The 22,566-nt window shown below is 39.9% G+C and carries 22 protein-coding genes and 1 other annotated feature; of the genes, 13 read left to right on the forward strand and 9 right to left on the reverse strand.

Annotated elements, in window-relative coordinates; all coding sequences use genetic code 11:
- Positions 1 to 338: 338 nt before the first annotated feature.
- Complete coding sequence (locus tag H2672_RS10880) at positions 339 to 1,127, reverse strand: helix-turn-helix domain-containing protein (RefSeq protein ID WP_186671349.1); 789 nt, start codon at positions 1,125 to 1,127, stop codon at positions 339 to 341.
- 221 nt (positions 1,128 to 1,348) lie between these two features.
- Between H2672_RS10880 and H2672_RS10885 the strand changes: the two genes are divergently transcribed.
- From H2672_RS10885 to H2672_RS10915, 8 genes are all read left to right on the forward strand, one after another.
- Positions 1,349 to 1,966 (forward strand): NUDIX hydrolase, encoded by a 618-nt coding sequence (locus tag H2672_RS10885; protein WP_186671350.1) that lies wholly within the window; start codon positions 1,349 to 1,351, stop codon positions 1,964 to 1,966.
- A 260-nt stretch (positions 1,967 to 2,226) separates the two neighbouring features.
- Positions 2,227 to 2,673, forward strand: coding sequence for an ATP-binding protein (locus H2672_RS10890; protein WP_186671351.1), 447 nt, complete (start codon positions 2,227 to 2,229; stop codon positions 2,671 to 2,673).
- Between the two features lie 441 nt (positions 2,674 to 3,114).
- Positions 3,115 to 3,948, forward strand: a complete 834-nt coding sequence (locus tag H2672_RS10895; RefSeq protein ID WP_370569634.1) for a gluconate 2-dehydrogenase subunit 3 family protein — start codon at positions 3,115 to 3,117, stop codon at positions 3,946 to 3,948.
- 14 nt (positions 3,949 to 3,962) lie between these two features.
- On the forward strand, positions 3,963 to 5,708 hold the full coding sequence (locus H2672_RS10900; RefSeq protein WP_186671352.1) for a GMC family oxidoreductase: 1,746 nt from the start codon (positions 3,963 to 3,965) through the stop codon (positions 5,706 to 5,708).
- On the forward strand, positions 5,701 to 5,823 hold the full coding sequence (locus tag H2672_RS19660; protein WP_255485709.1) for a hypothetical protein: 123 nt from the start codon (positions 5,701 to 5,703) through the stop codon (positions 5,821 to 5,823). The genes H2672_RS10900 and H2672_RS19660 overlap by 8 nt, the downstream gene beginning before the upstream one ends.
- A 298-nt stretch (positions 5,824 to 6,121) precedes the next feature.
- Positions 6,122 to 7,150: a spore photoproduct lyase gene (gene splB, locus H2672_RS10905; protein ID WP_186671353.1), complete on the forward strand. Its 1,029-nt coding sequence runs from the start codon at positions 6,122 to 6,124 to the stop codon at positions 7,148 to 7,150.
- Positions 7,147 to 7,356, forward strand: coding sequence for a hypothetical protein (locus tag H2672_RS10910; RefSeq protein ID WP_186671354.1), 210 nt, complete (start codon positions 7,147 to 7,149; stop codon positions 7,354 to 7,356). Before splB ends, H2672_RS10910 begins: the two co-directional genes overlap by 4 nt.
- Before the next feature lie 35 nt (positions 7,357 to 7,391).
- The gene (locus H2672_RS10915) at positions 7,392 to 7,727 is read left to right on the forward strand and encodes a DUF378 domain-containing protein (protein WP_186671355.1); all 336 of its coding nucleotides are present in this window, start codon (positions 7,392 to 7,394) and stop codon (positions 7,725 to 7,727) included.
- A gap of 46 nt (positions 7,728 to 7,773) precedes the next feature.
- On the opposite strand, the gene H2672_RS10920 is transcribed toward H2672_RS10915, so the two are convergent.
- Positions 7,774 to 8,133 carry a carboxymuconolactone decarboxylase family protein gene (locus H2672_RS10920; RefSeq protein ID WP_186671356.1) on the reverse strand — a complete coding sequence of 120 codons (360 nt, stop codon included), beginning with the start codon at positions 8,131 to 8,133 and terminating at the stop codon, positions 7,774 to 7,776.
- 173 nt (positions 8,134 to 8,306) lie between these two features.
- On the opposite strand from H2672_RS10920, the gene H2672_RS10925 reads away from it, so the two are divergent.
- The 3 genes from H2672_RS10925 to H2672_RS10935 all read left to right on the forward strand — a co-directional run bounded on the left by H2672_RS10925 (position 8,307) and on the right by H2672_RS10935 (position 11,184).
- Complete coding sequence (locus tag H2672_RS10925) at positions 8,307 to 9,494, forward strand: DUF4317 domain-containing protein (protein ID WP_186671357.1); 1,188 nt, start codon at positions 8,307 to 8,309, stop codon at positions 9,492 to 9,494.
- A gap of 115 nt (positions 9,495 to 9,609) precedes the next feature.
- Positions 9,610 to 10,026 carry a VOC family protein gene (locus H2672_RS10930; protein ID WP_186671358.1) on the forward strand — a complete coding sequence of 139 codons (417 nt, stop codon included), beginning with the start codon at positions 9,610 to 9,612 and terminating at the stop codon, positions 10,024 to 10,026.
- A gap of 33 nt (positions 10,027 to 10,059) precedes the next feature.
- Entirely contained in the window at positions 10,060 to 11,184 is a 1,125-nt protein-coding gene (locus H2672_RS10935) for a plasmid pRiA4b ORF-3 family protein (protein ID WP_186671359.1), read from the forward strand.
- A gap of 106 nt (positions 11,185 to 11,290) precedes the next feature.
- Here H2672_RS10935 and pgeF read toward each other — a convergent pair whose 3' ends face one another.
- Entirely contained in the window at positions 11,291 to 12,070 is a 780-nt protein-coding gene (gene pgeF, locus H2672_RS10940; RefSeq protein ID WP_186671360.1) for a peptidoglycan editing factor PgeF, read from the reverse strand.
- A gap of 291 nt (positions 12,071 to 12,361) precedes the next feature.
- Here pgeF and H2672_RS10945 point away from each other — a divergent pair, with 291 nt between their 5' ends.
- Entirely contained in the window at positions 12,362 to 15,586 is a 3,225-nt protein-coding gene (locus H2672_RS10945) for a DEAD/DEAH box helicase (protein WP_186671361.1), read from the forward strand.
- A gap of 264 nt (positions 15,587 to 15,850) precedes the next feature.
- On the opposite strand, the gene H2672_RS10950 is transcribed toward H2672_RS10945, so the two are convergent.
- From H2672_RS10950 to H2672_RS10965, 4 genes are all read right to left on the reverse strand, one after another.
- On the reverse strand, positions 15,851 to 16,705 hold the full coding sequence (locus H2672_RS10950; protein WP_186671362.1) for an SDR family oxidoreductase: 855 nt from the start codon (positions 16,703 to 16,705) through the stop codon (positions 15,851 to 15,853).
- 1 nt (position 16,706) lies between these two features.
- Positions 16,707 to 17,729 (reverse strand): polysaccharide biosynthesis protein, encoded by a 1,023-nt coding sequence (locus tag H2672_RS10955; RefSeq protein ID WP_186671363.1) that lies wholly within the window; start codon positions 17,727 to 17,729, stop codon positions 16,707 to 16,709.
- A gap of 61 nt (positions 17,730 to 17,790) precedes the next feature.
- On the reverse strand, positions 17,791 to 18,390 hold the full coding sequence (locus H2672_RS10960; protein WP_186671364.1) for a glycosyltransferase family 2 protein: 600 nt from the start codon (positions 18,388 to 18,390) through the stop codon (positions 17,791 to 17,793).
- Between the two features lie 402 nt (positions 18,391 to 18,792).
- The gene (locus H2672_RS10965) at positions 18,793 to 18,942 is read right to left on the reverse strand and encodes a hypothetical protein (RefSeq protein ID WP_186671365.1); all 150 of its coding nucleotides are present in this window, start codon (positions 18,940 to 18,942) and stop codon (positions 18,793 to 18,795) included.
- A 250-nt stretch (positions 18,943 to 19,192) separates the two neighbouring features.
- Here H2672_RS10965 and H2672_RS10970 point away from each other — a divergent pair, with 250 nt between their 5' ends.
- The gene (locus H2672_RS10970) at positions 19,193 to 20,164 is read left to right on the forward strand and encodes an alpha/beta hydrolase (RefSeq protein WP_186671366.1); all 972 of its coding nucleotides are present in this window, start codon (positions 19,193 to 19,195) and stop codon (positions 20,162 to 20,164) included.
- A 60-nt stretch (positions 20,165 to 20,224) separates the two neighbouring features.
- Here H2672_RS10970 and H2672_RS10975 read toward each other — a convergent pair whose 3' ends face one another.
- Complete coding sequence (locus H2672_RS10975; RefSeq protein WP_186671367.1) at positions 20,225 to 21,031, reverse strand: YitT family protein; 807 nt, start codon at positions 21,029 to 21,031, stop codon at positions 20,225 to 20,227.
- Positions 21,032 to 21,081: 50 nt separating this feature from the next.
- Positions 21,082 to 21,330, reverse strand: a binding site (T-box leader).
- A 105-nt stretch (positions 21,331 to 21,435) separates the two neighbouring features.
- Positions 21,436 to 22,164 carry a tryptophan-rich sensory protein gene (locus tag H2672_RS10980; protein WP_186671368.1) on the reverse strand — a complete coding sequence of 243 codons (729 nt, stop codon included), beginning with the start codon at positions 22,162 to 22,164 and terminating at the stop codon, positions 21,436 to 21,438.
- Positions 22,165 to 22,566: the final 402 nt, after the last annotated feature.

Below are 22,566 nucleotides of genomic sequence, written 5' to 3' on the forward strand. Positions count from 1 at the left end.
AATGCCATTGTTAAAAATGATGCTTTTATTTCTTACAATGCAGTCGTGACAAACGGTGTACGGATCGCTAAGAATCGATTCGTGCCACCGGGTGACCTATTGATACGCAGGAAAAGGCCGATGTTCTATCGACAGTACTAAAAGATAGCGAAGAATTTGCCATTGAAGTACAGCGTGTAAATTAGGAATTCCCAGCTTCCTATCATCTATTAATAGGTAATAATCGTTGTTCTTGCGAATTTGCGTATAACTAATCGTACCGTTCGTGCACAGCATAAATTTTGCATCGCCATGCTGCTTAAAAATCTTGGCACAATTATTCCCCAAACTGAATTGAACTACCGGTAGAAAAAGCCCTCAACGGATACGTCATAATCCATAAATGCGTCGCTAAATAAAGCTTTGCCGATGAGTTCGCGCAAAACACCTGAATAATAACCGGGTAGATTCCGGATAGTTTTCGATTTGGTAGTTTGAATAGCAATACGGAGGGCCTGCATGGCCAATTGCTCGAACAGCTCCCCTTTGTCTTCATGGATACTAAATTTAAGCATTTGCAGGGACTGTTTCCGGTAGACACCGTAAAAATCACGTGCTAATTTACTTTCTCCGATGGTTGAAGAAAGATGAGATTTCATCCTGCCAAAAAGTGTAGTAGGCACAATTTCTGGAGGAGACGTTCTTTTAAGGTCTTTAGTATTTATCGCTTTAGAAAGAAAAGCTTCGGTTTGCGGTTTAGCGGGTTCTACCTCACTGGCAGTAGGCTTTTCATCACTCTTCGGGGTGCTCATTTTCGACTGGTCACTAGTAGGTTTAATGACGTAAATGTTAGCGCCTAGACCGCTCATGACAGGGCGGATATAGTGGATGCGTTCGATAATTTCGAGCTTTTCTAATTTGCGAATGGCGCGTCGTACAGTCGCGTTGGATTTCAAAATAGCCTTTTCGATTGTTTCGTGTTTCAAATGTGCAGCGCCGTATTTGACGGAGTAACGACGGATCATATCAAGAACAGCCCGCTCTGTTTGGTTCATAGCGTCCCAATTCGTGAGTACATGTTGTCTTGTCGCCGCGTCTAGATCGTGTTTGTTTGTGAAGTGTGCGTATTCAGAAAGGTAAGTTGTCATGAAGAATATCCCCTTTATTCTTTATATAGATGAGAATTGAGGTTTAGGGGACAACTTTGTAAAAAAAAGTTTTTGTGATTTTATCAGAACATGGTAAGCAAATAAAAAAAACGAATAGAATCCACTGATACAGTGGATTCATCATGGTTTTTTCATGCGCAGGCACCAATCACTAATGATACAATAAATAGAATATAACCCATAAAGGTGAGGGGGATTTCATGTTCCTAGATAAACTAAAAAACCAGTTAAATGAAAATCAGTCCCTGTTTATAGGGGAGAAAACAGCTTTTCGTTCGGCAGTTTTAATACCACTAGTTCAAGTGGATGAAGAATGGCATATTCTTTTTGAAGTACGATCACTCACCATGAGAAAACAGCCAGGTGATATTAGTTTTCCAGGTGGCCGAATCGACTCCACAGATATATCCCCAGTGGCAGCCGCTTTACGAGAAACACATGAAGAATTAGGTGTCGACCCAAAAACGGTTTCGATTGTAGGGGAATTAAGCCCTTATATTACCTCCTCTTCATTTGTAATCTATCCGTTTGTAGCAACCATTGATTACGATCAAATTATCCATTCGTATAACAAAGAAGAAGTTGAAGAGGTATTTACAATACCTCTAAAATGGCTTTTGAATTATGAGCCTTATATGCATGTAGTATCCGTTGAACCAGTGCCTTCGCCAAACTTTCCTTATGAAAAGATAATGAATGGTGCTCAGTATCAATGGAGAGCCCGTTCAATGGAAGAATGGTTTTTTGATTATGAAAAGTATACAATTTGGGGTTTAACAGCTAGGATTTTGAAACATTTTATAGAAATTATAAGATAAGTGATACTCGTAATCTTGAAATGCGTCGATTATGAAAATTAATAAACCTCACTTAGTACCGTCACGGGGAACCTTTTCAATATTAATTCAACCACTTAACGCGTACCTATAAACAGCCACGACGGAACAAACATATAACTATAATAAGAGGTAGTTCCCACAAGTATATTTGTGATAAGGGACTGCCTTTTTTGTCTAAGCATTGGTTAACCTATTTGTATGGTATATAGATCAATTTTGCTGGAAAGGAGGATATTCTTGTGAAGAATAAAAGCGAAATCATGAGGATCATTCAGCAATTGGATTATCATATTGCAGATGATTTTGAGGCACAGGACCTAGACTTTAAGCAATGGAATTTTAGTGCTTTGGAGGAAAACATCAATAAAATGATTAAATACGCAGTTTGTATGGCGAATGGCGGCGGGGGCAGTGTTGTTTTCGGCGTGGCTGACAAAGTGCGGGGAATAGACAATGTTTTAATTGGAATTCCATTTGATGTAGATATAAAGGAATTACAAAAAAGGGTATTTGAGAATACAGATCCACACATTATTCCTTCATTTGATGAGCTATTTTATAAAGATCATTCAATCCGGCTCTTAGTCATGAACGTTTTTCCGGAAACACCGCCTTATACAACAACGAATGGTACAGCGACCATTAGGCAAGGGAAACAGTGTCTGCCGTACAGGGACGATTCATAGCGATAGTCTAATATTTAGGTGAGGTAAAGGTACCCTTCCCTATATACTCACTGTGATGATCATTGCCGTTACTTTTAGTCGGTCAGTAAACACTATATTCAAAGAAACACTAGGGCGACTTGCTTTAGTGTTTTTTTGAATGTGGATTATAACAGTCTTTCTGGCAAGCAAATAAATAATAGCGACCATGATTTTGCCCGAACGGTATGCACGCACTTTCCTTCTTCAGTCAGATATAACACGTATTTTTAAGGTCCGCACAACTAGTACATTCTTGGCGACGTACTTGGTTTACGACTTGAATAGCATGGAACTTGCCCAAACTCTTCTTTGCTTAAATTTAAACAATTCGGTCCCAACTAAAAATGAATATATTTAGATTATACTGGCAAGCATGATTGATAAGCACTAAACATACAGAACTGTTAGGAGGATCACGGAGTGGCAGATAAACCTACGGATAGAAACGAGAAAAGCGGTATGAGCCGCCGAGCATTTATAAAGAATACAGGATTAGTTGCTGGTGGTGTGGTTGGGGGAGGCCTGTTTGGAGGCTTGTTTACCAACCAGTTACAAAAGAATGCACCGGTAACCACACTTGAAAATACAAGTGGAGGCCTACAAGATGCACGGGTGTTTATCAATCGTGCCGAAGACTTCGATATTCTATCGGCCGCAACAGAACGTTTATTTCCCAAAGATGATTTAGGACCCGGCGCCATTGAACTAGGCATACCCTACTTTATTGACAAGCAACTAGCTGGCGAGTGGGGGATGAATTCCAAGGAATATATGAAGGGACCTTTTATTACAAATATCCAAGCGGCAGGCACCCATAATATCAAACGGGATCAGGATACACAGGGACCGAATGCAGCAACGCAAGTACCTACACCTACACCACGGTACCAATCCATATTAAATCGAAGTGAAGTTTTTACTTTGGGACTACGGAAAATTAATGAAGTAGCTCAAAAAGATTTTGGTGCAAGGTTTGTTGACTTGGATCCAGAAAAGCAAGATGAAGTATTGCGTATGTTTGAGGAAGGTAAAGTCGAAATGAAAGGGGTAGGATCCTCAAACTTCTTCTCTTTACTTCTACAGACTACGATTGAGGGAGCATATGCCGACCCAGTGTATGGCGGTAATAAGGATATGATGGGATGGAAGATGAAAGAGTATCCAGGTCCACGAGCAAGCTTTCTGAATGACATTGAGAAAGAAGAATTCATAAAAATGGACCCGGTAAGCTTACGGAATTACCAAGGTCATTAAGGGAGGTAGATAAGATGGTAGTTAAACTGGATAAAGTAGATGTGGTTGTAGTAGGTACAGGTTGGGCAGGCGGTGTTGTCTCGGCTGAACTTTCGAAAGCGGGCTATAAAGTTGTAGCATTGGAACGCGGGAAAAATGTAACTCGGGATGATTACATAGGGGTGAAAGATGAACTGCGTTATACAAATCGCTATGAGATGATGCAGAATCTAGCTCCTGAAACAATTACTTCCCGAAATTATATAGATGAAGACGCATTGCCGGTTAGAACGCGTAAAGAAATGATGGCTGGCACGGATTTGGGTGGCGGCAGTGTCCATTGGGCCGGTGCGACATACCGTTGGAAGGCGTATGACTTTGAAATTAAAAGCAAAACAATCGAGCGCTACGGCAAGGCTAAAATCCCGAATGATATGACGATACAGGACTGGGGTATCACATACGATGAGATGGAAAAATACTATGATCGGTGGGAGAAAACGGCGGGAATATCGGGAGAGCCTGATCCTCTTGGAGATAAACGATCGAGTGACTATCCAAACCCACCGATGAAGGAATCGCCAGCCATTCGTTTATTTAAAGACACCACCAAAAAAATGGGGTACCATCCTTATCAAGTAGCATCCGGGAATCTATCACAAGCCTATACAAATCCGGACGGGGAACAAATTAATCAGTGTATGTTTTGTTCGTTTTGTACGCAATACGGATGTGACTTTGGTGCGAAATCCGATCCACTTGTGACGGTAATCCCAACGGCTATGAAGACCGGAAACTTCGAGGTGAGAACAGGTTCCTATGTCAAGCGTGTCTTATACAAAGGCGGCAAAGCGACGGGCGTCCTTTATGTCGATAACATGACCGGAATAGAATACGAACAACCCGCGGATGTAGTGGTGCTAGCCGCGTTCACATTTACAAACAATCGTTTATTACTGTTATCTGGCATCGGTCAGCCTTATAATCCGACAACAAAAAAGGGTGTAATCGGAAGAAACTTCAACGCTCAGTTCAATATTACCTTCCTTGGGGCAAGAGGTTTTTTCAATGAAAAGAAATTTAATAGTTATATGGGGGCAGGCGCGCTAGGTGCTACCCTAAGCGATTTTGCGGGAGATAATTTTGATCATTCCAAGTTGGATTTCATTAATGGTGGTGGAATTGAACTAAGGCAATATGGAAGCGGAGCCATTGCAACGAATCACGTCCCAAATGGTACGCCAAGCTGGGGGCCAGAATTTAAGAAGAACTCAATTTATTATACGAATCGTACCTACGTTGCATGGTATACAATGGCAACCATGTCTTATTGGCATAACTTTGTGGATCTAGATCCAACGTATACGGATAGTTTCAATGACCCACTACTGCGTATAACTTATAAATACACTGATCAAGACCGCAATATGGCTAAATTCGGCATAGAAAAATGCTCAGAGATTATGAAAGAGATGGGTGCGGACATTGTTGACGACGATGAGGTTCCACAAGAATTTGATCATGTCTATGATGGCGGACATTACGCGGGAGGCGTCATTATGGGATCAGACCCAGCAACGTCTGCAGTGAATAATTACTTACAAATGTGGGATGTCGATAACCTCTTCGTAGTTGGTGGATCCGCATTTCCGCAGTTTGCAGGCCATCACCCGACCGCAACAATTGGCGCATTGGGTTACCGCGCGTCTGAAGGAATTGAAAAATATCTGAAAAGCGGTGGACAACTAGTAAAAGGAAAACAGGAAAGCGCTAGTGTTTAACTTTTTTCAGCAACTCCGCTTCAAAGGCAGATTGGTCAGTCAAGCAAGAATAGAACAGTTGGACTTGATGAAGCAGCAGTTGAACGATGTCCACGGCATTGTGAATGAGCAGTAATACGTGGCAATAACCCCCGCAGGTTTCGTAAAGCCTATGGGGGTTATTTTATTTCTACATTGTCTGAATTAAAGATTTCACATTACACGCTACGGCGCTTTGTGGATGCCTCACGCGATAAGCTGGGCGGAAAATCACAAGATAAAATACATCGTTTGGAGTTCGATTCCAATTGAGGGGATCCGAATGCTTACTTGAAATTAAATCCATTTTCATAATTCCTCACTTTTAAGACATGCTATATAAAAGGAGAAAGGTGATTAAATGGATATTAATTATGGATTAGGTAGTTCGCGGTATGAATAAACCCTTCACACCACAGCTTGTCTATTTTGAGCCAAATGCACTTGATTATCCGCTTGGCAAAGAACTAAAGGAAAAGTTCGAGAAACTGGGAGTTGAAATACGCTATACGACTTCGCATAATCAAATTCGAGATTTGCCAGGAGATACGGACGCTCAAAAATACCGTATCGCAAAATCCACCTTAGTCGTAGGTATTCGAAAAACGTTAAAATTCGAAACGTCCAAGCCTTCAGCGGAATATGCAATTCCCCTTGCAACAGGGTGTATGGGGCATTGTCATTATTGTTATTTGCAAACCACGATGGGCAACAAACCCTATATCCGAACTTACGTAAACGTGGAGGAAATCCTCGAAGTGGCTGATCGCTACATTGAAGAACGCGCGCCCGAGATTACTCGGTTCGAAGCAGCGTGTACATCCGATATTGTGGGGATTGACCATTTAACGCATTCATTAAAAAGAGCAATTGAACATATTGGTCAAACGGAACTAGGTCGGTTACGTTTTGTGACGAAGTTCCACTTTGTCGACCATTTACTGGATGCCAAACATAATGGCAATACGCGATTCAGATTTAGCGTAAACGCTGATTATGTCATTAAAAATTTCGAGCCCGGCACTTCTCCGCTGAATAAAAGAATTGAGGCCGCAGGGAAAGTCGCAAGAGCCGGTTACCCACTAGGCTTTATCGTCGCTCCCATTTACCTTCATGAAGGCTGGCAGGAAGGCTACCACCACATGTTTGAGCGACTTGACGAGGAATTGCCGCAAGACGCGAGAGATGATATTACATTTGAATTCATTCAACACAGATTTACGAAAGCTGCGAAAAAAGTGATTGAAAAGAACTACCCGAAGACAAAACTGGAGTTAGATGAAGAAAAAAGACGCTACAAATGGGGCAAGTATGGAATCGGAAAGTATATTTACCAAAAGGATGAAGAGGATGAAATAAAATCTTTTCTATACGGCTATATGGAAAAGTATTTTCCGAATGCAAAGTTGGAGTATTTTACTTGAGCCATCAAAAAAAGCGTAAGGGCCCAGATGAACTGGGGCTTTACGCTTTTTCTCGCCAAAACAAACAAAAACACAACCTATTTCATTTCCATCATCTCTTTAAAGTTGTTATGTCACAGGCACCCAACAATCATGCTTATTCAATTAAACAAGATTGTTTGAGTGCCTACCTTCATTCAAAATGTATTAAAAAGCGGTTTTGGTAAAAGATAAGTACGAATAAAGAAGGAGGAGTTAATGTATGAGTATGCTTTCACGAATCGCGCTAGCTCTAGTTGTTATCGGTGGAATTAACTGGGGTTTGATTGGGTTTTTTCGGTTTGATTTAGTTGCAACATTATTTGGCGGTCAAGGTGCATTCTTGGCTAGGGTGGTTTATGGTCTTGTCGGGATAAGTGCCCTGGTATGTCTTGGTCTATTGTTTAAGCCTAGCGAAGAAATCGACACGGTTACCGACCGACCTTCACGGTTTTCCAATCCTAATTTAGGGACGGAATTTGGCGAGGAGCCGGACTTCAGGAAAGAACGAGAAGCAAAGGTGAAAAAGGCGAAACGTGATATGGATAATGTAGATTGATTGCAACAAGAAAACAGCCGCCCGAAATTAGGTGGCTGTTTTCTGTTTATTGAACGGTACCTGTAAAGTCTTCGAGTGCATCCTGCCAAATGGTAACGCCTTGGCTCATTGCAGAACCTCCGCCTAGTGCCGCAGCCACTCCAATTGCCTCCATCATTTCTTCCTCGGTACTACCCGCATCAAGGCAACCCTTTGTATGGTAGAGGATGCAATATTCGTTATGTGCGTGCACGCTAATGGCGAGTGCGATTAGCTGCTTGTCTTTCTGACCCAATTTGCCTTCTTCAAAACACGACTCAGTGAATGCATGATACGCCCTGGCCACATCCGGCAATTTTTCTGCGAAACTGCCCATTCCAATTTTATATTCCTGTAATACAGCTTCTGAATACGTAATTTCCTCCATATAATACCCTCCTCCTATTCGTGAGTAGTATTAGCAAGACGGGGGAAGGCATGCATTGCTATAATAAGGCAGTGTCTAATGCTGACCAAAGCTTTGACGCTCTTTTTACATTTGTAATTTAATTTTTAGATTCGATATGACAGATTATATTAGTCGGGGAGTTGGAATTAGAGATGAACAAGAAGGACATTGCAGCGATTCGTAAACAATTTAAATTGGACACTGACTTACTGACGATTACTGACATTTATAAAGTTTATATTAAGCAGGAGAGCAGTGATTTCTATCATGAGGAAAGCCAGCCATTTCCCCTTTTGGACAGAGAGCAACAGGAGTTGTTTCTGAACAACTTTAAAAAAGTGTTGGGTGGAAAACTAGGTTTAAAACTATTTGAGGTGAGGTTTCAACCGCAAGTGGAGGAGCAAACTGACCATACGCAGAGGCTTTTATATGAGGGCCTTCATACAAAAGAAGTAGAAGATTGGAAAGCGAATATGGAAAGTATCGCTCGAAAGATGGTGCAAGACGCTCAATATGAAAAGGACGTCGTAGTGACTTTTATTCGCGGTAATTATTTTAAACCGACGAAAAGGAATCATGATGTAGAGGAAGTCGCCAAGCAGGATGAAGTGTACAAGAACCCATTCATTCTCTGTAGCATGAATCAGACTGAACTGCCTAAACGCTCACTTGTATTTGATTTCAATGAGAAGGAATTTAAGTCGCGCGACATGCTAGATCCAATCATCAATTTAACTTCTCCAATTGGTGGTTTTGTATTCCCTTGCTTTACAGACAACGCCGCAGACGTAAATCACATCTTGTATGCTGCCGGTAAATCGAATAAGCCGGATTACCACTTCATCGAGAATGTGCTGGACGGCGAAGAGATTATGACTGCAGAGGATGATAAATCGGTCTTTGAAGAAATCGTTAAAGAAGTGGCTGGTAATGAGATGGATACAAAAACCCTTGCCAGTGTATATGATGAAATCAACAGTATGTTGATTGTGGAAGACGAGGGAGAAGATGAATATCTCCCTACTTTGGATACTAAAGAAGTGGAGCGTGTGCTGAAGGCGAGTGGCGTGAAAGATGTGAGCACGGAAAAAGTGGAAATGGCATTTCAGAAAGTAATCGCGGACAAAACATACGAAATGAAGGCAAGCCATATCGTTCCGAGTTACACATCCAAGTCCATCAAAATTCAAACGAAAGTAGCAGATATTGCTATCAGCCCGCAAGACTTGAGATATGTGAGGCAGGTCACTGTGAGTGGGAAACGTTGCATATTGATTGAGGTGGAAGAAGACACGATTATTGAAGGATTTACGCTGCTTCAAGAAGAATTGTTGGAGTAGTAGAGATTTAGGGCGCGAAAAGAAATAAATAGAAGAACGCATGCTACTAGTGAGCACCAGATATGCATGGAATGTAGTCATTAGTAAAAGTAATAATGCTGAAGGAGCCGTTAAATTGGAATACGTTTTAGATCACGTTGGAATTGCTGTTAGAAGTATTGATGACGCTCTTCCCTTTTATATTAATGTATTAAATGGATTGTTAGAGGACCGTTATACAAGTGATGCGCCTGGTGTTGAAGTGCATGTTGCTGTAGTCAGAACGGATGACAAAGTAATTGAATTACTGGCACCAACCAACAAGAACTCTCCGATGGCCCGGTTTATAAAGCAACGGGGAAAAGGGGTGCATCATATTGCCTATCGAGTTGACGATTTGGACAAAGCAATACGCGAGGCAAGTGAAAATGGAGTTCGTTTCCTAGAGGACACACTACGTACGAATGCACGTGGAAGAAGGCTCATTTATATGAATCCCGCCTCGACTGATGGAACTTTGATTGAGCTTTGTAGTTATTCAGAGAAAACCTAATTAGAGTTATCTTAATTAAAGGAGCCGTCGATTATGCATATCCGTTGTACGAAGAAACTTTTAGTTGAACTCAAAGTCGAACCTGAATCAGTTTCAGAGGACAATCCACTTTTCTCTTGGCATGCAAATTTAATCATGGTAAATCGTAGGAAAGCGATTGTGTTAATGAATGATCATAATCGTTATGCTGTTGTGTTGTACGGACTGAAAGCAAAAGATTTTAATAGGTTCACCGAGATTGCCTTGCAAGGAATCCGCGAAACATTCCAGGCAGAAGGGATTTCGGACAAGGTGATTGCCAGGTATTTACTTCATACTGGTGAGGTCTCCATGACGAAGACTAAGGATCGGACTTCTGTGGCAAGGATGAATAAGGTGTGTGACAATGCATACTTTTTTGATGAGTTATGGGATAATGATTCTATTTTTCAGCCGGCCATGGGTCTTAGAATTAGCCGTTTATTAGCCGGAGGCGGAAATAAAAGTTATATTTACCCGAATGAAGAGATGTATAAGGATCTTGCCCTATTTGCAGGCCAATCAATTTTTGAAGCGAAAGCGGCAGTCCTGAAAGTTACACTTAGGCTTGAAAATCATCAAGTGTGGCGGCGACTAGTGGTACCTTTAAACAAAACGTTTAACCAATTACACCAAATTCTACAGGCAGCCTTTGGGTGGCAAGATTACCATCTTCATAACTTTTACGTTTATGGTCAGGCGGTCAATTCTGAGAATTACATCAGAGAAGGGCATAATGAACAAGTCCTAAAACCAATTGTTAATCTTGTTTGTGATGAGGAAGCTTTTTCCTATCCAGGTGAAGTAAACATGAAGCTTGAAAAAGACGTGAAGCTATTGGAATATATCCCTGCAAGTGAAAAACTGACATACAATTATGACTTTGGGGATGATTGGAACCATGATATCGAAGTAGAAAGTATACTAGAGAACTATGACTTCAACTATCCTGTTTGCTTGGAGGGCGAAGGGAATACACCGCCAGAAGATGTAGGCGGTGAGTATGGTTATGAGCAATTTCTCAAGATTCTTGCTGATCCCGGCCACTCTGAGTATGAGCATATGGTTAATTGGGGACGGATGCAGCGTTATCAGGATTTTGTTATTAATTATATAAATATAGGTTTGAAGGGACTTTAAGAGGAAAGTTTTGCCAGTTAAGAAAACAGTAATAGCCGAAAAAGCACATCAATTATAAAGTTGATGTGCTATTTCGGCTATATTTCGTTGTTATAGTCGATGGTTACTAACTCTCCATTTGGTCAATGCCCTTTTTTACGATAAAACTCAAATGCCTCCCACTCTGCCTATCCTCCCGATAAGAAAAACCAGTTGGATCTACATACGTACAAGTTCGGTCAATCGAAATTCGCTCAGCCGGAATCCCTGCCAACTCACATTGTTTTCTAACAGTGAGCTGGTTATCAATGTGATACTTGTGAGTGTCGTCATTGTAATACATAAATTCATCCGCATAGCCAAGGGCTTTGAATTTCAAATAGACGTCTTCATCGACTTCAAACTTTTCCTGGCTTAGCGCAGCACCAATCTGGACGTGGAAATCACTTGGATTACAGTGTTCAACTTGTGTTAAATGCTCGAAAAGTTTCGATGTGATTTCTTTGACTGTGCCTTGCCATCCGGAATGGATCACGCCGATGAGGCCGTTCACTTCATTGTAGAAAATCACAGGAACACAGTCGGCGGTGAAGCTGCATAATACAAGATTTGGTTCAAAGCTATAAAGGGCGTCTGTGTCCGCAATGGCCGTGTCCATTCGCTCGGCCCCTCGTCCTATGTCGTCGAGCGTTACGCGATGGAAATTGGCGCTATGCGTCTGCGTGGCACAAACGAAATCACTCAGCTCGAGTTGCAAGGAGGCAGCTAATTTCTTGCGGTTTTTGATTATATTATAAGGAGTTACACAGGCATGAAGGGCCATATTGTTGTGTTCAAGTTCGGCTCCGTCTTTCATGGTCATCCCTGTTATGAATTTGTCATTGTTTACGTATATAGTTGTTGTCATGTCATCACCTAGCTTTACTATACCTTAGTGTCTATTCAAAAAAAACAATCATGGCTTTCGATCGTGTTGATGTAGAAATTCACAAATTTCGCCTTGCACTATGTGGTTATTTTCAATGGTGAATCTTAGTTAGGGTATCTATATGGTGTGTCAAAAGTGATGGGTGACGGGTTCTCATTTAACTCCAAGCTGTTCCAGACTCCTACATTACCGAAAGCTTGTTTGGTATACTCTAGGTACTATTGCAAGAACCGAGCACCAGGTATCCGAAACAAGGAGGGAGGCAGACATATGAATATAAAATTAAACCGAGAGTTAATTAAAGAAATGTGCGGGACAGTCTCCTTCAAAAGGGGGGAAGCTTTTTATCGTGCTAATAAAGTAACGGTTGAAAGTTATGGTGCTGATGGTTGTGAAGCAACGGTTGCAGGGATGGAAGATTTCCATGTCACCATTAAAAAGGATGAAAAAGGTAGTTTACTCACGAAATGTAGCTGTCCTGCGCTAGCTTCCTTTCAAATGGATTGTCAGCATATTGCGGCCGTTCTACTGTCGATTTATGAACTTAAGCGTCAGGGAAAAGTCCTCAATAGTTCAAGTGAACTCCAGTCTGATTCAATAAAAAATCAAGAACTAACGGAAGGCTTACTGACACTTTTCAATGCCCAACCTAAACGTTCAAGCGGTCATCAGCTTCACTTTGAAAACAGGCAAGTGCTTGATGCGGAGCTTACGTGCAAACCCGTCTCCTTAGGAGAGGGACGGCATATGTTTGGAATAAAGGTGAAGATTGGTCCGACTACTGTGCAGAATATCAGGGGCTTTCTGAAGCATGTGGAAGACGGACAAACTAGCTTGCTTTCTAATTCATTCACGTTCGACCCAAATCTTCATTGCTTTCAAAAAGAAACGAATGCTTTGATCCAGCAGCTTATCCAGGTAATCAATGATGAAGATGTATATGTCGATGAACTTTTTGGAACATCAAATTATGTCAGCGATCATCATACATTACTGATTCCTCCATCTTCTTGGGACAGGCAATTACCTATACTTGAGAGAGTACCATCTATTAAATTGGAATATGGTGGGGATGTGTATGCGGGTCTTCGTGTATCGAAAGAACCGCTTTCTTTACAGTTTGACTTTGCTGAAGCCGAAGGTAAGGGCAATCAACTGCAGATCAAAGGATTGAATCGAATGGTTGTGCTGAATTCATACAGCTCTGTCTTATCTGAAGGGAAACTAATCCAGTTGAAAAGTGAGGATTGCAAACGTCTCTCGGACCTAAAGGCGTTGCTTGATGGTTCAGGAACAAATCAAATCTCGATTCCTCAGGAGCAGGTTGGTTTTTTCCTGGAAAAAGTGGTGCCTGGTTTGAAGAAACTAGGCAATGTACAACTATCGGACAGTATGTATAAGCAACTTGATAAGACACCGCTAATTGCTAAAGTGTATTTGGATCGTGTGAAAAACCGTTTGCTTGTCGGGTTAGAGTTCTATTATGAAAATATCATGATTAATCCATTGGAACCTACTCCGGATATCCCGGCAAGCTCTACCTTCGTCAGGGATATGGATAGGGAAGAAGAAATCTTGCAGTTATTAGAGAAAAGCTTGTTTTCCAAGACGGACGGCGGTTATTTTTTACACAATGAAGAATTGGAGTATGAGTTTTTGTATCATGCCGTTCCGAAGCTTAAAACGTTTGCACAAATATATGCAACTACGGCTGTGAGAAATCGACTATTTAGAGGAAAAGCTCATCCAAAGATTAGTGTAAAGATGAAAAAAGAGAGGACCAATTGGCTAGAATTCAAATTTGAGCTCGATGGTATCCCTGAAAAGCACATACGTGAAATTCTATTGGCTCTAAAAGTAAAACGGAAGTATTATCGATTGGGAAACGGATCAATACTCTCATTGGAGACCAAGGAGTTTGAAGAAATGAACCGCTTCTTGAACGCACTTCCGGCACAGAATGAAGAATTGGAAAGCGGTTTGACATTACCATTCGCTCAAGGTCTTCAGCTTCTTGATTCAGTCGAGAATCGTGATGTATTCACGTTAGAGAAATCGTTCCTGCAATTTTTGGAGAACGTCCATAATCCAGACAGTTTGGGGTTTGAAGTCCCAAAAAGTTTGGATCCACTATTACATGACTACCAAAAAGATGGCTACAAATGGATGAAAACACTTGCTCATTACGGATTCGGCGGAATTCTTGCAGATGATATGGGGCTGGGTAAAACAGTGCAAAGCATCACGTTTATTCAATCCGAGCTTCCTAACATCCGTAAAAAGAAGCTCCCGGTTCTTATTGTTTGCCCATCATCTTTGACGTATAACTGGCTAAGTGAAATCATGAAGTTTTCCCCAGAAATACAAGCGGTTGTCGTAGATGGTAATAAGACAGACCGGGTTAATTTACAGAAGGATGTAATGGATATGGACGTTGTTATTACCTCCTATCCGTTGTTGCGCAGTGACATAATGTGGTACGAGAAACAGGTCTTTCATACCGTTTATTTTGATGAGGCACAGGCTTTTAAAAATCCCTTGACACAAACGGCAAAAGCAGCGCGCAAAATACAGGCAGATAACCGTTTCGCCCTTACTGGTACACCGATAGAAAATTCATTAGAAGAGCTATGGTCCATTTTTCGGGTTGTCTTTCCTGAATTATTTCAAGGTCTTAAGGAATTCAGTAATCTCCCAAGGAAAACGATTGCCCGTAGGATTCGTCCATTTTTGCTTCGGAGGTTGAAAAAGGATGTACTTTCGGAGCTTCCTGAAAAAGTCGAGTTGCTGGAATCGGTGGAGTTGCTACCTGACCAGAAAAAGCTATATGCTGCCTTTTTGGCTAAGCTCAGGCACGATACACTGAAACATCTCGACAAGGATACACTTCGAAAAAATCGTATTAAAATTCTGGCTGGTTTGACTCGGTTAAGGCAGATTTGCTGTCACCCGGCCTTGTTTGTGGACGGCTATAAAGGGAGTTCAGGGAAGTTTGAACAGTTAATGCAGATTATTGAGGAATCAAAGCTTTCGGGAAGAAGGGTGTTGATTTTTTCCCAATTCACGAAAATGCTTGGACTTATAGGTAGAGAGTTAACGATACAAGGACTTCCTTATTTCTACCTTGATGGACAAACCCCGTCAGAGAAAAGAGTAGAAATGTGTAATCGATTCAATGTAGGTGAACGTGATTTATTTCTCATTTCCTTGAAAGCAGGCGGGACAGGCCTCAATTTGACCGGTGCAGATACCGTTATTCTATATGACATTTGGTGGAATCCAGCGGTTGAGGAGCAAGCGGCTGACCGTGCGCATCGTATTGGTCAGACAAATGTTGTACAAGTCATCAAGCTTGTCGCACGCGGTACAATCGAAGATAAAATAAATGAATTGCAAGATAGAAAAAGAAATCTGATTGAAGAAGTTATTGACTCTGAGGATAAAGTGTCGTCTACTCTTACTGAAGAAGACATTCGGGAAATATTGATGTTATAAAGCAGGTTAGGAATACTTTGATCTGGAAGTTTGCGAGGTGAAAAGTAATAGCCGCGAACACCTTTACTACTAATTAAAAAGGTTATCTGGTTGTGAAACGATGCTAAATCGCTTCATAACCAGATACCTTTGTTTATGGCCCCTATATTTTTACCTTAAATGAAACCAAGAGCAGGTTAGTGCTCTGTGTCTAGCTTTGAGATTTCCCGGGTACGTATTAATTATAATTTTATACTTCCGTTATCTGAAGAAATTGGTCAACAGTTACAAAAAATAGTGTGGATATAAATTCTTGCGTGCCCAAATCCATTGTTTCATCTCTATGATCATATCTTCATAACTTGGTACTTTGAATGAAAAATCCTGTCTGTTATTTAACAATGTTTTATCCGCATTGACGGAATCACTAGGCAAAATCGTTAACTCATCCGCTTTGAAATTCGCATTGAATTGGTTTAATAAATCAAATTTACTAATACTTTTATTATTAACAAGGTGATATAACCCCGTTATATCTTCGATTGCGGCCTTTTCCATGGCCTTTGCTAAAGTTAAAGTAGTGACACCAGTCCAGATGGCTCCTGTAAATCCATTAATGGTTCCTTCTTGTTTCATAAACCAATCAAATAAGCCAATTCCATTCGTTTTCATATCCGGACCAATAATTGAATTTCTGAAGGTTAAATTTTTGTTATCATTGATTTCGCCCAAAGCTTTTGTCCTATCATAAAAGGTTTCACCATCACGAGCGCTATCTTCGGAATAGGGTCCTGATTTACCTGAGAAAACACAATCTGTACTCATATGAATTAATTTAGTGTTGGTATTTTTTAATTTATCGGCTATATAGTGTGGCAAGTAACTATTTAGATAGACAGCTCTTGACGGTACTAACTCACACGCTTCGTTTAAAATACCTATGCAGTTGATAACTACATCATAGTTTTCTTTTAATAGAATTGAATTTAACAAAAAACCATCCAGAATATCCCCATTTATGTTCTTGCAATAAGGAAATGCTGTTCTCGAATAGGTAGTAACTTCATGCCCCTTCTCACTTAAAAATAATGAGATGGTATGGCCTGCCATTCCAGTTGCCCCAAGAACTAGGAATTTCATGTTATCCTCCATTCCATTTACGCAGTTCGTCTTTAACGAAATTTAGGTTTAACAACATTTCTTTTATTTCTTCTACTGAAAGGATTTTTGTATTATTCGAGTTATATTCATTAGTTAACGTAATTTTAGGAGAACCTTCTTCAAGGTATTTCCCATAGTTTAAATCTCGGTTATCAGCAGGAATTCTATAAAAATCCCCCATATCAATTGCTTTGGCTGCTTCTTCTTTTGTAAGGAGTACCTCGTAAATTTTTTCTCCGTGACGAGTACCAATGACTTTAATTTCATTTTTTGCATTAAATAATTCAATCAGTGCCTGTGCTAAATCTTTTATATAAGAAGCGGGAGATTTTTGAACCACGATGTCGCCATTCGTTGCATTTTCAAAGGCGTATAACACCAATTCAACTGCTTCTTCAAGGCTCATCATAAAACGAGTCATTTGGGAATCAGTAACCGTTAACGGCTTTCCGTTCTTAATTTGTTCTATGAACAATGGTATGACCGATCCACGGGATGCCATCACGTTACCGTAGCGAGTTCCACAAATTAAGGTGTAGTCAGGAGTAACCATTCTAGATTTTGCAATGAATGTTTTTTCCATCATCGCTTTTGAAATCCCCATGGCATTTACGGGGTATGCTGCCTTATCTGTAGAAAGACAAATTATTTTTTTTACACCCGCGTTTATTGCTGCAGTTAATACATTTTCTGTTCCGAGGATATTTGTTTTTACGGCTTCTAAGGGGAAAAATTCGCAAGAGGGAACTTGTTTAAGGGCTGCTGCATGAAAAACGAAGTCTACATTGTACATCGCATTATTTAAACTACTACTATCACGTACGTCTCCGATAAAAAATTTGATTTTATTATTTTGATATAAAATTCGCATATCATCTTGTTTTTTTTCGTCTCTTGAAAATATCCTAATTTCCTTGATATCAGTAGTTAAGAATCTTTCTAATACAGCGTTACCAAATGAACCGGTTCCACCTGTTATGAGTAATACTTTATCTTTAAACATAAATTATATTCACCACCTCTCGTTGGGTGGGTGTTCCAGAAACAGTACGACATATATTTCATTACTTTAGCCCTCTAAGATGCAAATCATATTCAGAGTTTTCTCTAGGATAGTTATACCAATAAGCGAGTATATCAGTGTATTTGCATTTTGGGTTATTATTCATCAATACTCTATTAAAATCCCAATCCCCAGCCATATCTTTTCTTTTTGTGAATACTGCATCACCTATAAAACTTCTTCGAATGATCTTAAATTGTCCACACCACGTATAAGCATTTTCTTCGTTTTTCACAAATTGTAGTCCATTTTTTGTTAACATATTGTAGTAATAGATGTCATATTCACCATCTACTTGTGCTAATACCTCTCGAATGGTAGGTAAATATTGATCATCGCTATCAATGATTGCTATATAATCGCCCGTTGCTTCCGCAATGCACCGATTATATGAATCACTAGCGCCTAAATTTCTTTCATTCGTTATTATTTTTAATTGTGGACAAGTTTTTTTATATTCCTTTACTATTTCTACTGTTTTATCAGTGGAACCATCGTCGCATATAATAATTTCATAAGCATAGTTTTTGGGAATGCTATCCAACATTGTCTTAATCCATTCTTCACTATTGTAAGCTGGAGTTAGAAAACTAATTTTCATTCAAAGGCCTCATTTCTTTATTGATTAATTTATTAATACAGAGGTAGTAGAAAGAATGCATCAACTACCGTAACATTTTCCAATTGGCGCAACCCGCGATGAGTTATTGTTCATATCTTGTAAAAAAGAGATCTCCTATCTCATGCTTATCGAAAATACGTCTGTCCTCGATTAATATATGCGCGTGATTGTTAAAACCTTAGGCCGATGTGTTTTCTGTAGTTAGAAATCGATTAATTATGAGGGTGAGCAGCTGAGTTAAAACGTTTAAGTAAAAGTATCCAAAACAAATCCCCCTAGCCAGATGCTCATCTGACTAAGGGGATTTGTGTTAGATGCGATAAGTAAAATTCAGTACATCAGTTAACAGTTCTCTAGGGGGGAAACTGACAGGCACTGTGTTCAACGCTTTCTTTTGTTTTTCTTCCCATCTAAATTTAGAAATTCACTTTCGCTTGCAAACTCAACATCGTTTTTCGGCTTTGTATCGTATTTTAGGGCATTTTTCTGTTTACCTTTATCCTTATTTTTGTTTTTATTTTCCACAGACAAGACTTTAACCTCCTTTTGTAGAATGATTTGATCCTTTCTATTGTGTCCAAGGAGCGTTTTTTTATGTAGGGAATGAAAAATAGGTATCGGTGATTCTTGTGTAGGCACCAATCACTTAATTGGCGCGGCAGACATTCAGAAATCCATTGGAAATTCATGTAATCGTACTGATTTCTTTCATATCTATCAGTTTTTCTACTATACTAATCATAGGCATCATGCATGCTAAAAGACAGAACGGTAAAGGGGAATGAGTAACATTCGAATCAACTGGAAGAAGCTACTTATTCTTTTTGCTATTGTCTTCTTGGTGATCCAACTATTCGGCAGCTTCTTTTTCTATGAGTTAGCAGTCAAGCGGGGGCCGAAAGATTTCTTGCAGAAGAATACAGATTTAGAAGTGTCGGATAAGGCAATGGACCTTTTTTTAAATGGCGATTGGATAGATTGGGTCGCTGCTCAAAAGTTTGAACGACTCACTTTAACGTCACGTGACGGACTGAAACTCTCAGGTTACTATTTGCCAGCATCCAAGCCAACAGATAAATTGGTCATTTTAACGCATGGCTATTTAGGAAATGCGAAGCAAATGGGGCTATTTGGACAGCATTATTATATCGATTTGGACTACAACATTTTCATGCCTGATGCACGGGGACATGGAAAGAGCGAAGGGAATTATTATGGGTTTGGCTGGCCTGATCGGCTCGATTTGATCGATTGGACACAGCTTTTGGTGAAGAGGCTTGGACCTGATACGCAAGTGGCCTACCATGGTTTATCGATGGGGGCGGCGACCGTTTTGATGGCTAGTGGGGAAGAAGAACTTCCAGGCCAGGTCAAAGCCATTATAGCGGACAGTCCGTATGAATCCGTCTATCAATTATTCGCGTATCAAATGAATCGGATGTTTCACTTGCCGGCATTTCCGTTGTTAGATAGCACAAGTGTGTTAACGAAAATGAGGGCAGGTTATTCATTCAGGGAAGCGAGTGCACTGAAAGAAGTGAAGAAGACGACTGTGCCGATTCTATATATTCATGGGGAAAGCGATACATTTGTTCCAACGGAGTTGACAAAGAATTTATATCAGCATACTTCAAGTGACGCAGAACTGTTGATTGTTCCAAATGCGAATCACGGTGAATCCATTGCATTGGACGAAGACAAATATAAAATGACAGTAGATCAATTTCTTAGTCGTTATATCGATTTAAAATAGGTGCTTGGTTCTAAAACAATTTGGAGTTGTTTTAGAACCGGCACCTATTTTTCCGTTCTACTAGTTAACGGAAAACTTCCCATCGACTTCGACAGTCTCATAAATATTAATAAACGCGTCTTCATCATGCTTTCGAACAATTTTTTTAACATGCAGCGTTTCGTAACGAGTAACGACCATCATTAAAATGTCTTTCTTCTCACGAGTATAGCCTCCGTAACCTTCCGTAATCGTGATACCACGATAGATGGAGTCCAGTAATTCATTGCGTATTAAATCACCTTTTGTTGTGACAATCTGCATCGTCAATTTGACGTGATCCGTGAAGATCGTGTCAATCATTTTACCTGTGATATAGATTGATAACAGGGTATATAACGCGATTTCCCAGTCGAAGACAAATCCTGAAAGTAGCACAATTACACCATTCATTCCCGTAAGAAGAAGGCCGATACTGAAAGAACTCGTACGGGAAACGATAATTGCAATAATATCCAAACCGCCAGAAGTTCCTGAGTATTTAAGGATAAGACCAACGCCCATACCGCCAATGCCCCCACCGAAAACTGTAGACAACAGTATATTGTCTGTCACAGCCACCACTGGTATCACGTATAAGAATGCCGAGAGCGACACGACGCAAACCATTGTGTTGATGGTGATTGTTTTTCCGAGTTTGTAGTAGCCTAAAACAATCAAAGGTAAGTTAAGGACTAGATTTAGTAGACCAGTGTTAAATGGGCTGATTAACCCGAGTAAGATTGCGATTCCGCTAATTCCACTACTTAAAATCCCGAAAGGAACAAGAAAGCAGTTAAAAGCAAATGCAATAATGAGTGAGCCTAAAACAACAATTAAATTTTTCATGATTAATAAATCTCCCTCCGATGGCGGTAAATAAAAAAACCCCTCCCTAGTAAAGGGACGAGTTTGTGCTCGCGATGCCACCCATATTCCGCGCGTTTCTAATAAGAAAAAGACGGCTCTCAGTCAACGTACTATCATACGCGTTCCATGTAACGGTGGAAAACCGTCAAAGCTTACTGAGTTTCAGCTTTGCATCTCGGAGATGATATTCGGATAAGAGCTGTTCGTCGACTTCCACCAAGTGCCGACTCTCTAGAGAACAGGGTTCTTTTCGTACTTTTTCTCGTTACAGACTTTAATTGTTAGATGTTAATTTAGCAGAGAACAATAGAAGTGTCAATATCTACCTTTCTGCCCAGAGGTTAATTGAATACCTTTACCGCCAATATAACCCCTCAAGATGGTTATCTTTTTTTAGTGACTTTTGAAATAACCACATATAAAACGGTGACACTCATAATAATGATGCTAATTAGTGTCACTAAGTTTATGATTTCTTCTTGATCCTTAACGTAAATCGCGATATATGACCAAATAAACACGAGCGTATACAGGGCGTCCTGATTAATAAGCGAAAACGATACAGCCAGGGCACATCCGAAAATGAGAATAATAACCGTCCAGCCTAGTTCTTCGATCCCAAGAAACGATATGACATCATTGCGAACAAAGTACGTAAAAACATTTACAATACTTGCTATAGAAATCCATCCTAGATAAATCGAAAATGGGACTATGTCAAAGAGGCCCCTGTTCACATTTTTCTTTATCTTTCTATAGATTAGTATGAGTGAGAGTAATAAAAGTAGAATAATAACCGTAGACAAGAGAATCTTTTGCTGCGTGAACGCTAGAATCCAAGCCCCGTTTAATAGAAAGTTTACAGGGATTAATACTTGAAGATCGATATAGACACTCACTTGTTTACCGTGAACAAAAAAACCTTTTATAATCCATAAAAACAATAGTAAATAAATGAGACTCCAGATTGAAAAGGCATATGCTGCTGGCTGAATCAACGCAGACTTTTCGTTTGCTATAACCCCCACATTCGATCTGGCGGAATAATTAATAGCTATCATCAATGCAAAAAAGATGAGATTAACTATTGCTATTCTTTTTGATATTTTCACCATTCATCCTCCTGAATTTTAGGTACCTGTACGAGGCATGATCAACTAAGTGAATTATTTGTTGTTGTTTCTAGGACAGCGTACTTGCAAGACAATCTGATATTGAAAATTACAAGAATACCAAGTGTTATTTCAACTACAATCGTAAAAATCATTTCCCTTTTTAATAGTTCATCCTTTCTTTTATTTGATAGTCTAAGTTTATTAAACAACATAGCTATTTATACTGAACAAGGGTGGATGGTTCACGCCTTTGAAAAAAACTTTTTATCTACTTCCAAAAGTGGTTTTGTACACTTATTTGTTAAATAGGTCTGTATCTTGAGATTTGACCATTATCTGATTCGTTCGTTTGTTTACTTACTTACTTACTGCTGATGTGGGAATTGAAATGTAACTATA

The sequence above is a fragment of the Sporosarcina sp. BP05 genome, assembly GCF_014282005.1.
GTDB lineage: Bacteria > Bacillota > Bacilli > Bacillales_A > Planococcaceae > Sporosarcina.